This window comes from Bradyrhizobium genosp. SA-3 (assembly GCF_004212635.1).
In the GTDB taxonomy this organism is placed as follows: Bacteria; Pseudomonadota; Alphaproteobacteria; order Rhizobiales; family Xanthobacteraceae; genus Bradyrhizobium.
In genome coordinates, this window is record NZ_PSRT01000202.1 from 1 (window position 1) to 11,779 (window position 11,779).

Annotated in this window: 5 protein-coding genes; 2 read left to right on the forward strand and 3 right to left on the reverse strand. The window is 60.1% G+C overall.

Going from position 1 to position 11,779, the window contains the following annotated elements; all coding sequences use genetic code 11:
* Both CWO91_RS39100 and CWO91_RS39105 read right to left on the reverse strand, forming a co-directional pair.
* Positions 1-1,830, reverse strand: a 1,830-nt coding sequence (locus CWO91_RS39100) for a FecR family protein (protein ID WP_165406021.1), incomplete at its 3' end; no start/stop codon positions are given.
* A gap of 649 nt (positions 1,831-2,479) precedes the next feature.
* Positions 2,480-2,713 (reverse strand): hypothetical protein, encoded by a 234-nt coding sequence (locus CWO91_RS39105; RefSeq protein ID WP_091894168.1) that lies wholly within the window; start codon positions 2,711-2,713, stop codon positions 2,480-2,482.
* Between the two features lie 847 nt (positions 2,714-3,560).
* On the opposite strand from CWO91_RS39105, the gene CWO91_RS39115 reads away from it, so the two are divergent.
* Positions 3,561-3,845 (forward strand): hypothetical protein, encoded by a 285-nt coding sequence (locus tag CWO91_RS39115; RefSeq protein ID WP_245471518.1) that lies wholly within the window; start codon positions 3,561-3,563, stop codon positions 3,843-3,845.
* Between the two features lie 55 nt (positions 3,846-3,900).
* Here CWO91_RS39115 and CWO91_RS39120 read toward each other — a convergent pair whose 3' ends face one another.
* The gene (locus CWO91_RS39120; RefSeq protein WP_165406022.1) at positions 3,901-4,743 is read right to left on the reverse strand and encodes a helix-turn-helix transcriptional regulator; all 843 of its coding nucleotides are present in this window, start codon (positions 4,741-4,743) and stop codon (positions 3,901-3,903) included.
* A 1,272-nt stretch (positions 4,744-6,015) separates the two neighbouring features.
* Here CWO91_RS39120 and CWO91_RS39125 point away from each other — a divergent pair.
* Positions 6,016-11,779: VCBS domain-containing protein (locus CWO91_RS39125; RefSeq protein WP_208753133.1), on the forward strand; the 5,764-nt coding region annotated here is incomplete at its 3' end.

An 11,779-nucleotide genomic window follows, 5' to 3' on the forward strand; every position in this document is an offset into this window, starting at 1 on the left:
GGTCGGGCCGGTGGTGCTGAGCGTATAGACCACCGCGCTGCTGGTCGCGGTGTTGCCGGCCGCATCGCTCACCCGTGCGGTCAGTGAGTTCGGGCCGTCGTTGAGCGTGACCGCGCTGCTCCAGCTGCCGTTGCCTTGCACGATGGCGGTGCCGATCGCGGTGGTGCCGTCCAGGATGGTGACGGTGGCGCCGGCATCGGCGACGCCGACCGTGCCGGTGATGGTCTGGCTGGCCTGGTTGACCGGCCCGCCCGCGCTAGTGATGGCGACGGCGGGCGCCGTCGTGTCGAGGGTGAAAACAACGGGCACGCTTGTGCTAACGTTGGCGCTAGCGTCTAAAGCGACGATGCTGTGGTCGCCATCTCCTGCCAGAGTGACTGCCGTGCTCCAAACACCGCCGGAGCCAACGGTCACCGTTCCAATTTGTGTGGTGACACCATTGTAGGTATCGTACAGCGTCACTGTCGTTCCAACGAGGGACGCATCGACAGTTCCGCTGATCGTTTGGCCTCCTTGATTGGTTGGCCCACCTGCATTGGCGATAGTTACAGGTGCCAACGACACCAAGGCGATAGCTTGCGTTGTATCCAAAGTGGGAACGAGCGGTTTCGATGCGGACGCAGAATCTCCCGTGATGGAGGCGAGGGGCACAAAAGTTGGAGTGATCGATCCGCCACCAGCTTGGCCCTTCACGTCGTCAGCAACAACGGTAGTCGGAGCCTCGGTGGGTGATGGTGGCGGGCTCCCGGCGAACTTCTGCAGCGACTTTGTATCGACATCTCCTCGCTTGCCGTCGCTAGGTGCCGGAGTGTCTGGAGCGATCTGTTTCCCGATATCGTAGGTCGTTAACACCTGCTGAAAGGCGTTGAATTCCTGCGCAACCTGGCCTGGGCTCTTACTGACGGCTTGGGTGATCACCTCGAAATTCGCGGTTGGCGTGATGGTCATCGATGGACCGTCGCTGGTAACTATCCCGATTGGATCCCCCGCGGTACAAACGCCTTGAAGCAAGTTCGTTGGGACGCATTTGAAGACCTGTACGGAATGAATCTGACCGTCTTGCTGATCGGCAACGGAAACCGAGACCTGTCCATCCACTGCATCGACGTTAAGAAGGACGGCTGTACCGCGAATTCCGATCACGGCGGTAGGCGTTGCAACCTGCATGTCACCCGTTTTGGCAACCTGGCCGGCGACGAAACTGGCAGCGCCCTGGACGAGAGTGAACAGCGAATGGTTCGCGCCACTCGTCAGACTGACCAAGGTACCGCTCGCACTACTCTGCCCCTCATACCCCAATTCGTTCAACATGAAGCGAGCGTTGGCACTCAGGTTGAACGTTGAGCCGTCGATCAGAACGAGGCCGAGGGTAGAGCTGCTTCCAGTCTGCACGATATCGTTCTGATAGACGACGTCCCCGTTATTCGCCTCGATAGTGACGCCGTTGCGAACGATGCTGGCGCTGCCCGTTATGGTGGCGACATGGCCAATCACCTTTCCAGCGGCAGCATTTCCTCCGGCTTGAGCAAAGGTTTGGTAGCCGGTGAGAGCTTCAACGACTCTTGCATCGAGCAGCGCGCCGTCCGCAGAGCTGAGCGGCGAACGCTTCTCACCGAGAAAGTAATTGGGGATCGTGATCCGATGGTTGGGATCGGAAATGATGAGATCATGGCCCGAACGTGCATATTCACCCGAGAACAGGAGATGCGCGTCAGGAATGATGAAAGTGTTGGCTGGGCGAGGTTCAGGGAAGCTGAAGGACTCCCAAGCGACCTCAGATCCGGCAACATCGAGCTCTTGGTTTAATGGGGTATTCAAATAGTGCCCCACTCAGAAATTGAAATTAATTAATTTTGTGTTAATAACACATCGTAAATTAACTGCAAACAGATTGTGCGGTCGGCGTCGGAATCTGTTTGACGCCCATGATTGTTCGACCCCGGAATTAAACGAGAGCGTTGGCACCCGTGCGGAAGGTCCAACTCACATGGTACGATCAAGAGCGTTTCGTCGCCTTGACCTGATCGAGGTGCGGCGTCAGTTGGTGCACGCGCGCAACCGGCATTCCAGTAATCGCGTTATTGTAAGGCGTATCAACAGCCTGCTATGCCGGATTTACCACTTGGATGGCATCGCCCCCAGCCAAGGTGAGCGAATCCGCAAGGCTGTTCAAATTGCGCTCCGAGGCACATCCGAAGGTTAGTTGACCTAAGTCCCGATCAGAGAGGCAACCGCTGCCCAAGCTTGTCCTTCAGCTTAGTGCAAGCAGCAGCAGGCCCAGAGCATCGGCGCGCGCGTCACCGATGCAATGACCAAAAAATATCCGGCTTTTGGCAACCGGACCCGATTCCGGCCATGCTGGCGTAGAGTTGCGGACCGCATGCTTGCGCAGATTCGTGCATTCGTCGCTGCCCGGATCCCTGTGCATCCTCACTTGCGGGGCAGTTGCACAGCGGATCTCGGTTGACCGATGTTAGCCCTATTCTGCGGCGTTGAAGCTGGGCTGGCGATTGCATGCCTGATTGGCAACGTTAGCCTCGATGGCCATCTGAAGCGACGAGGCAGACAGCAGTGCCATAGCCGATCGTTCCTCGGTCAGGCGCCTCTCAATGTACTGCCGTTCAACTTCGGTCAGCGTCGTTTCGAGCAGGCGCACATACCGATCTATGTTCTTCTGATATGTGCGCAAACGGACAATCTTCTCGTCCATCATCTTCCATCCGGGCGGGAATGAGTACGATATTTGAAAATATCTCTTGAAGAGGTGTTTTTAAATACATTATATCAATGCGTCGGATTTAAAATGGCAGATAAATCTGTGCGGGTCAAGAAGGGGTGTCTTCGATGAAATCGATCATGCTCACAGTCCTAATTCTATTCGCGATTTCAACCGTGGCGCCGCTCTATTCGCCACCAGCACTGGCTCAGCAAAACACACCCGACAAAGCCAAGGGCGCTAAGAAGGGATGCAGGCCGGGGGCAAAATACGCTTGCTACTAAGTGAGGTCATTATTGCCTTCGGCTCGCGAGTCCGCAAGCAACGACGGCCGGCTGAGCGAAAGTCGCCGACGAGGAAATCCTTGTTGGACAGCATCTGATGATGAAGTGGCAAGCCAGCGTCTTCGGCGCTTCGACCAAGAAGCCGTAGCCTGGATCGAGTAAACCCGGAATTTGGTGCAGGCATCAGCGATGCAAGAATCTCTCTCGATCAAAGAGCAATTTACTGTTGGTGCTCGCATTGAGGTGAGACCATCTGCCGGGCCACGGTTGTCTGGCAGAACTGGGACTTTGATTGGTGCTGGATATCATCCCAAAAGCCTCCGCATCATATTGGACGGTTCAAAAACACCGATCACTCTGCACTTTGCATACGTTGCAATCGTAAGTGAATGATTCTGGACAATGCTACGGCAGCTTGGAGTGACGCGTTCATCAACAGGCGGCCTATACAGGCCCCGACTTGTTGATCGTTCGGGCCAAGGATTGACGCAGAGAGAGCCACGCCGACCACACAACTTTAAATAGGATTGAGGGGATCATCCGTGTGGAGAGAAGGCCTATTGATCGCCGCACCGATAGCGTCAAAGATCAAAAGTGGGCTAGAGGCAGAGCCGAGGGAACGGCTGATGCCAAGAACTCTTCGAGAGCAACTTGACCAAGTTGAGTGCGATATCAAACTGTACATGGAATTTGATAAGGCAGAAAAAGACCGATTCAATCGCGAGTCTTACTTGTGGACCGCGGAGGATCGCATCGAGTGGCAGGAGATGCAATCCGACAATGCTCAGCGACTCCGAGAACTCTTCGAAGAGCGTGACGCATTGCGCAACCAGCTGGACCTGTAGCGACCTTTGTTTGAGGACGCCGAAGAGTCTTGCAGCGTTGATAGTAACGTCCCGCTCATGCCAGTTGAGAAACGAGAGTGACCAGCTCCGACTGGCGGTGCGCTCCCGTCTTCGAGAAGATCGCTTTCAGGTGATTGCGAGCCGTTTCGCGCGAAATGCCGAGGTGTTCGGAGGCGCTGTCGATCGATGCGCCGGTTGCAAGCAGCGCGGCCAATCGAGATTCGGCTCGTGTGAGGTCGAAGGCTTGGCCGATGAGCGCCGGGTCTGGCGCTGCGCGTGGGACGAGGTTGGATAGGATCAGCACGGCACGCGCTCCGAGGAAGACGGAACGCGCGGCGCCGTCCACTGGCAGGATGCGCAAGACAACCGGCGGCTTTGTCGTCCTCCGAATGAGGATCGGAGAGGCGGGGATAGCGATGGCGTCAGGCGTAGACCGGATCAAGCTGATCAGCTGATCGAGTTTCGTCATCGCCTGCTTGTCGCGCAGAACGAGACGTCGCTCCCTGATACGGATCTCATCGTCCAAGCCACAGTCGGCCACCTCGTTCGTGCGCAGGACCATTCCCTCTCGGTTGAGGACCAATGCAGGTTGACGAACGCGGCTGAGGACGTCGGTCATCGATGTCAGCGCGACCCTGCCGACCGCGGTCGCGAGCGTGGCGGTCTCGGTGAGGCGCGGCGCCAATTGCGCGAGCAATTGCTTGTCGCGGGCCTCGAACATGCCCTCGGGTCCCGTTCGCTGGATCGTCAATGCCCATGCTGCGGTGTCGGCCCAGAAGCCAACGCCGGCGAACCAACGGTATCCGAACGGAAATAGCACCTCATTGTACATGGGATCGGAGCGGATCTGCTCCGGGGTCATCACGTCGAGGTCGGTCACGACCTCGCCCGCCATCATGCGCGGAAACGCCCTGGCGCGGGGATCCCTCAGATGCCAGTTATTCCTGAAGTAGAACTTGGTCCCTTCGTCGATCGATTCGGTGCGCGGAACGTCGGGGGTCCTGATGTCGCTCTGAAGCAGTAGTGCCGCCGACGCCCCGACCGCCTTGCAGATGTCATCCATGATGTCGCGCCACGCATCCGGATTCACGGCGGCTTCGCCAAGCCGATCGATGACCTTCGACAATTCCTGATCGTCTATCTTATTGGTCCTCAAGAGCGGTCCCCCTCCGCCGAGCCCAAGGCATTCGTTGCAGCTGGCGAGCTTCGTTGCATGCCGTGCAGAAGGCCCACAATCGACCCTGGGCCCCCTCGAACGCGCTTCCCTGGTCCAGGATGCTTCGTGAGGCGGCAGCTCGAAGCAAGCCCTGTTGCCTGCTTTTCCTGAAGAATCGCGGTCGACGAAAGTCTAATGCGATCGTCGCCATGAGGCGGCGCCAGCAAGCTCTCAATGACCCATTCGGGTCATGCGTCGAGACGTGCCAGCGCTATTCCATTGGCGAGGAATAGTCTTTGATCCAGGAATTAAGGCCTTGAGCCAGTTTGTTGCAGGTTTTCGGTTTCCGCTCATGCTCTGCTTCTGTGGGGACGCCTCGGCGCGTCAGAGTGTCGCAGTGCGGTCTGCAGCACGCGACGCGGCCCGGGGGGCGGCGCTATCAACGGTAGCAATTCGTTTTATCAGCAGCTTGAGCGATCTGGTCCGATCGCGCCAGGTGGAGAGCGCACACATTTCATTTCGGTGCGTATTGCGCCGTGGCCCGGCGACGCGTCGATGCTTTGGCTCGGTGAGATGGCCGGCCGTCGCAAATCGGAAACGCATAATTTCGCAGCTGCACTGTTCGGTTCGCGTCCTGCTTAAGGTTAGCAGCTGTGCTGTCTTGACGCTGTCGCGCAACAATGGAAACAATTTGCAATTGTCAAAAACCTTTTGACGGTCCGCGATACGAATTCGACGTTCGACGCTGCATCACGATGCCTCGTCGCACGGTACTTCAGTAGAACAATAACAAGACCAGTTCATTTCCAACTCGCGCCGTTGGGCTGACGGCGAACTTGAAAAATCAAAGAGGTTACGGAAGGGGCTCACCATGAGGGACCGCACGACGTTACGCGTCGCGTCCATATCGCGTTCCACCATCGACGATTGAAGATTTCTCCATCCGCATAACGCAAGCCGCTTCCGCGCGCTCGCGAGCAATGCCTGTTGCCCTATCGAGGAAGATGAACCGCCATGATCATCAACGGCACCGACGCAAACAATCAGATCGCCGGCACTAACGCGGCTGACGTCATCAATGCAAAAAACGGCGACGATATCGTCAACTCCGGGGCAGGCAATGATCTCATTCAGGGCGGCAACGGCAATGACAGCATAAATGCCGGTGCGGGCAACGACCTGATCGACGCCGGAAATGGCAATGACACGGTGGATGGCGGCACCGGAAATGACGTCATTCTCGGCGGCAACGGCAACGATACACTACTCGGTGGGACGGGCAATGATCTGATCGGCGGCGGAAACGGCGACGACATCATCGACGGCGGCGCAGGTCGTGACATCGTCAGCGGCGAGAATGGCAACGATATCCTGATCTACCGCGTTTCGGAGAATGTGGGTTCTTGCGATATCTATGACGGCGGCAAGGGCCAGGACACGCTCCGCCTCGTCGTCACGCAGGAACTGGCGAACTCGGCTTCGTTCAGGACCGATCTTGCGGCAATCCAGGCGCTTATCGCGCGCTATGGCAGCGCGGACTACGCGTTCAAGAGCTTCAATCTGGCCATCGCCTCGATCGAGAAGGTCGAGGTCGTCATCGAAGGCGCGACCAATCATGCGCCGGTCGCAGTCGCAGATATCGTCTCCGTCACGGAGGATGCGACGACGGTTGCGAGCGGCAATTTGCTCGCAAACGACACGGACGCCGATGTCGGCGACACCCACATCGTGTCGGCGGTAGCAGGAGGCACGGACAACGGCACCACGATCACCGTCGTCAGCGCCTATGGAACGCTGGTCGTCACCAAGGCGACCGGCGCCTACACCTATACGCTCAACAACTCCAGCGCGTCCGTGCAAGCACTCGCCCAAGGCCAGCAGGTAACGGATCAGTTCACCTACACGAATGCCGATAACCACGGAGGAACGGGCTCGTCGACGCTCACGGTGACCGTCACCGGCAGCAACGACGCGGCCACGATCACGGTGTCAGGAAGCCAGGATATTTCGGTGATCGAGGCCGGCGGCGTTGCCGACGCAGTGTCCGGCGATCCCAACGCGTCGGGCCAACTAGCGGTGCACGACCTCGACAGCGGCCAAGACCATTTCGCCGCCCCGGCCTCCCTGGCCGGCACCTACGGCAACTTCACCTTCAATCCAGCGACCGGTGCCTGGACCTATACGCTCGATCCTGCGAAATCGGACTCGCTCGTCGCAGGGCAGCACGTCACCGACACCCTGACGGTCGCCTCGGCCGACGGCAGCGCCACCTCTGATATCGTGGTGAACATCACGGGCGCCAACGACGTAGCCGCGATAGGCAATCCTGCACAGCACGACGTCACCGAGGACAGCCTGCTGACGGCATCGGGGCAGCTGTCCATCAGCGATCCCGACCAGAACCAGGCCGCATTCCAGGCGGGCGTGATTACGGCACCGGGCAATCTCGGCGCGGTGACACTGTCTGCTGACGGTCACTACACCTATTCGGTCGACAACGCGGCGATCCAATATCTCGGTGCCACCGACACCAAGACGGAGACCTTCACCGTCACGTCGATGGACGGCACGACCAAGGAGATCAGCTTCGATATCCACGGCGCGCAGGACGCGCCGAGCTTGAGTGTTCAGGACGCATTTGGCGCCGCCGACGGAGAGATCACGCTCAACGTCGCGGCCAGCAAAGTCGACCAAGGCAGCACCCTGTCGGTCAAGATCGAAGGTGTGCCGACGACGTTTGACGTCGAGAACGGCGTGGCAATCGGGGACGGCACCTGGCTCGTGACTGGCGATTCAATCTCCGAGATCGTCTTGATCCCGCACAATGCCGTCGGCAGCACGACCCCGTTCACGCTGAAGGTCACGGCCACCTCCGACGACGGCGTGCATCAGGCGTCGAGCTCGGCCGAGCTCACGCTGACCGTGACGCCCGGCGCCAACGAAATCAATGCGTTGGACATCGACGGCTACATCGGCGGAGCCACGGTCTTTGCAGACGCCAACAACAACGGAATTCTTGATGCGGGCGAGGCGTTCACGACGACCCGAGCCGACGGCAGCTTCACGCTGTCCGGCGGATCCGGTCCGCTCGTGAGCATCGGCGGTGTCGACATCTCGACGGGACTGCAGGTCGATGGCGTGCTGAGGGCGCCGGAGGGATCCACCGTCATCACGCCGCTGACGACGTTGATCGCTGCCTTGATCGACAGCACGTCGCTGACGGCGGACCAAGCCATGAACGCCGTGGCCGCCGCCTTCGACCTTGACCTCACCGGTATCGACTTGAGGTCGTACGATCCGGTGCCTGACGCGGTGAATAGCGATCCAACGGCGACCGCGGTGCTTGCGGCGGCCATCCAGGTCCAGAGCACGGTGGCGCAGGTCTCGGCCGTCGGCGTTGCGCCGGATACGGTCATAGCCGCAATTGCGGATGCGGTTGCGACCGCTCAGGCCGATCCGGACAATCCACTGCCCTTCGATCTCGGCTCGCACGAAACGGTGCAGAGCGTGGTGGTGTCCTCCGGTGTCGACGCGGCGGCCGCCGCGACGGTTATCGAGGTCGTTGCTGCCGCGAACGACAGCATTCAGTCGGCGACGAATTTCACTGAACTGGCGCAGGCCGGCCAGGTCGCTCAAGGCGCGGCCGCCGACCAATTGGCCGCGACGAACTTTTCCGACCCGGATTCGGTGACCGAGCTCACCACTCTCTACGTCGACAACCTTGACCAGCAGGTCGAGAATGCCGTGCTGACGCCCGTCGGCAGCGCCCAGTTCGGCTCGCTCGGCGATGACGTGCTCTCGGGTGGGAGCGGCAGCGATCTCATCGACGGTCAGGACGGCAACGACCGCATCAGCGGCGGCGCCGGGAACGACATTCTCTTTGGTGGCGCCGGCAAGGATTATCTCACGGGCGGTGCCGGCGACGATGTTCTCGACGGCGGCCCAGGATTCGACCGCGCCGTCTATACCGATGCCACCGGCGGAGTCACGATCAATCTCGCGGCGGGAACGGCGTCCGGCGCAGGAGTGGATACGGACACGCTCGTCAATATCGAAGCCGCCATCGGCAGCGAATTCGCCGACATATTCAACGGCGCCGGATTCACCGGCGACGCGCGTGCTCCGGGCAGCCCCGTCGGCTTCAATGAGTTCGAGGGCAAGGGCGGCGACGACACCATCATCAGCAATACCAACAGCCAGGGGGCGGAGCTCACGCGCGTTTCCTATATGAGCGCGACCGGGGCGGTGACGGTGGATCTCGCGGCCGGCTATGCGCAGGGTGATGCGTCGGTGGGCCACGATACGCTGGTCGGTTCCGGCTTCAACGGCGTCTGGGGCTCGGCCCATGACGACACGATTCTCGGCAGCAACAATCCGATGTTCACCGCGGAAGTGTACTCGGGCTTTGCCGGTAACGACTATATCGACGGTCGCGGCGGCTACGACCGCGTCGACTATAACGTCGATCCGACCACGGCGACGGGAATCACGGTCAATCTGGCAGCGGGCATTGTGACCGGCGACGCCACCATCGGAACGGACACGCTGCGCGCGATCGAGGCAATCCGCGGCACCAACTTCGCAGATACCTACAATGCCGTCGGTTTCGGCTCCAACAGCGTCAATGCCGGCTCGAATGGGACGTTCAACGAGTTCACCGGCAATGGCGGCGGCGACACCATCACCGGCAATGGCTTTACGCGGCTCGGTTTCAACAACGCGACGGCGGGCGTCCAGGTCGACTTCGTGACCGGCATCGCCACCGGTGATTCATCCGTCGGCACCGATCATTTCACGGGCGTCAACGCCGTCCAGGCATCGATGTTCGATGATTCCCTGTACGGCGGCGCGACCAACGATACCTTCACCGGCCTTGCCGGCAACGATCATATCGACGGCCGCGGTGGCTTCGACGTATCGTCTTACAACAACATCTTTTTCACCACGGGGAGCATCACCGTCAATATGGCGGCCGGCATCGTCACCGGCGATGTCTCGAACGGCACGGATACGCTTCGTTCGATTGAAGGCATTCAGGGCACAAACTTCAACGATACCTACGATGCGACCGGTTACGGCGTGACTGGGGACAACATCGGCAACAACGGGACCTTCAACCAGTTCGAAGGCCTGCGCGGCGATGATGTCATCACCGGCAACGGCAACACTCGCATCATTTTCGCCAACGCCACCGGCGGCGTGACCATCAATCTCGTGGGCGGCACCGCCAGCGGTGACGGTTCGATCGGTCACGACAGCTTCACCGGTGTCAACAGCGCCCTCGGCAGCAACTTTGCCGACATCTTCGACGCGACCGGATTCTCTGGCCCGAGCGGGACCTCGTTCCAGGGGCAGGGGGGCGACGACCAGATCATCGGCAACGGCACGACCCAGATCCAGTACAACAACGCCACCGGCGGTGTGACCATCAATCTCGCGGCCGGTTCTGCCAGCGGCGACACGTCAGTCGGCCACGACAGTTTCAGCGGCGTGAACAGCGCCATCGGCAGTAATTTCAATGACGTCTATGACGCAACGGGCTTCACCGGCGTCAACGCGAATTTCAATTCATTCCAGGGCAACGCCGGAAACGACAGCATTACCGGCAACGGCAACACCCTGATTCAGTATGGCAGCGCGACCAGCGGCGTGACCATCAATCTCACCGCGGGTACGGCTGACGGTGACGGCTCGGTCGGCCATGACACCATCACCGGGGGCGTCTTCAACGTCTTCGGATCGAATTTCAACGATACGATCGTCGGTAGCGCCAGCAATGACGGCCTCTCCGGCAGCGGCGGCAACGACACGCTGGATGGCCGAGCCGGCAACGATTTCCTTAGCGGCGGAGCCGGTGCAGACACCTTTGTCTATGCGAGCGGCGGTGGTTTCGACTTCATCCAGGATTTCGTCCACGGCCAGGACAAGATCGATCTGACCGGAGTCTACGGCATCTATAGCCTCTCAGATCTGCAATCGCACGCGGAGCAGAGTGGCCCGAACACGGTCATCACGTTCAGTTCCGGTGACGGGCTCACGCTTCAGAACGTCACTCTGAGCAGCCTGACGGCGAGCGATTTCCTGTTTGGCACGCCGGCCGCGCCGATCGTCGGCGACGACGACGCCAACAGCCTCGCCGGAACGGCAAATGCCGAATCCATCAGCGGTCTCGGCGGCAACGATCGCCTTGAGGGCCTGGGTGGCAGCGACCTCCTGGATGGCGGTGCGGGCTTCGACCGCGCCGTCTATACCGACGCGACCGGCGGCATCACGGTCAATCTCGCAGCAGGCGTCGCTTCAGGGCCGGGCGTCGGAACCGACACGCTCGTTGGTATCGAGGGGGCGGTCGGCAGCAATTTTGCCGACACGTTCAACGCGGCCGGATTTACCGGCTCGACCGGTTTGCCCGGCGTGGCGGCCGGCCAAAGTGAGTTCGAGGGGCGGGGCGGCGACGATAGCGTGATCGGCGATCTCAACGCCCTGGGGCAGGCGGTGACGCGATTGTCCTATCTGAGCGCGACCGGTGCCGTCACGGTCGACATCGGAGCAGGCACCGCCGACGGCGACGCCTCCGTCGGTCACGACACTTTCTCCAACGTCTCGACCATCTGGGCCTCGGCCTATAACGACACCATCTACGGCAGCGACAATGCGGCCTTCACCTACGAGACCTATGAGGGTCGCGGCGGCGACGACTATATCGATGGCCGCGGCGGCTACGATCAGGTCACCTACAACTCGGATACGACGTCCACGTCAGGCATCTACGTTCACCTTG

What these genes read in the sequence shown, in the direction of transcription:
- CWO91_RS39105 (WP_091894168.1), bottom strand. Translation starts at nt 2,713, where the DNA reads ATGATGGACGAGAAGATTGTCCGTTTGCGCACATATCAGAAGAACATA.
- CWO91_RS39120 (WP_165406022.1), bottom strand. Translation starts at nt 4,743, where the DNA reads ATGATGGCGGGCGAGGTCGTGACCGACCTCGACGTGATGACCCCGGAG.